This window comes from Variovorax glucosi, from assembly GCF_051216695.1.
Taxonomy (GTDB): domain Bacteria; phylum Pseudomonadota; class Gammaproteobacteria; order Burkholderiales; family Burkholderiaceae_C; genus Variovorax.
The window spans coordinates 1-1,035 of record NZ_JBPJZE010000399.1 but is presented as its reverse complement, the minus strand read 5'-3'; the positions used below and the strand labels follow the sequence as shown (position 1 = coordinate 1,035).

Annotated in this window: 2 protein-coding genes; both read right to left on the bottom strand. The window is 64.7% G+C overall.

What is annotated here, in order from left to right:
- Nucleotides 1-176: Rrf2 family transcriptional regulator (locus tag ACSFA3_RS25990; RefSeq protein ID WP_435508184.1), on the bottom strand; the 176-nt coding region annotated here is incomplete at its 3' end.
- A 30-nt stretch (nt 177-206) separates the two neighbouring features.
- Nucleotides 207-908, bottom strand: a complete 702-nt coding sequence (locus tag ACSFA3_RS25985; protein WP_435508183.1) for a Bax inhibitor-1/YccA family protein — start codon at nt 906-908, stop codon at nt 207-209.
- Between the last annotated feature and the right edge of the window lie 127 nt (nt 909-1,035).

The following is a 1,035-nucleotide window of genomic DNA, read 5'->3' as shown; positions in this document are numbered from 1 at the left end:
CGGGTCGATTCGAACAGGCTGGCGCGGCGCAGCTTGCCGAACAGCAGCTCCAGGTACGACAGCGACACGCGCTGGCGCAGGCTGATGGAGGCCAGCGTGACAGGGCCCGAACGGCCGTGCAGGGCGATGTCGATCATCGCGGTGACCGCGAAGCGGCCCTTGGTGGTGAGGCGCATGGGATGTTCCTTTCCTTCCTTCGTGGGGAATTACTCGTCCCGGCCGCCCGCGATGCCCAGCAGGGCCAGCAGCGACTGGAAGACGTTGTAGATGCTGAGATACACACCCAGCGTGGCGGAGATGTAGTTGGTCTCCAGGCCGTCCTTCACGCGCTTGAGGTCGTGCAGGATGAAGGCCGAGAAGATGCCGATGGCCGCGACCGACAGCGTCATCATCAGCGCGCTCGACTGGATGAAGAAGTTGGCGATGCCCGCCACCAGCAGCAGGATCGCGCCGATGAAGAGCCACTTGCCCATGGCCGAGAGGTCGCGCTTGATGACCGACGACAGCGTGGCCATGCCGAAGAAGATCGCGCCGGTGCCGGCAAACGCCGTCATCACCAGGCTGGCGCCGTTGGCCAGGCCGAGCACGGAGCCAACCAGGCGCGACAGCATCAGGCCCATGAAGAAGGTGAAGGCCAGCAGCACCGGCACGCCAGCGGCAGAGTTCTTGGTCTTCTCGATGGCGAACATGAAGCCAAAGGCGCCGCCGAGGAAGACGATGAGGCCCAGGCCACCGGTGAGCGAGCGGGTGATGCCGGTGCTCACGCCGACCCAGGCGCCCAGCACGGTGGGCAGCAGGCTCAGTGCAAGCAGCCAGTAGGTGTTGCGCAGCACGCGCTGGCGTTCAGCCTGCGCCAGCGGCTGGCCGTAGCCTGTTGAAGTGTCTAGGGTGGTAACGCGGTCGTTCATGGCCGGAGCTCCTGTGATTGCTGCAATGATGCAGTTGGGCGCATTCTAGGGGGCTGCAAGATGGGGTGTCGCAAAGACCGTATGCGGGGTGTTCTCAAGCCCTGAAGACACCCTTGGCGGCATGGTC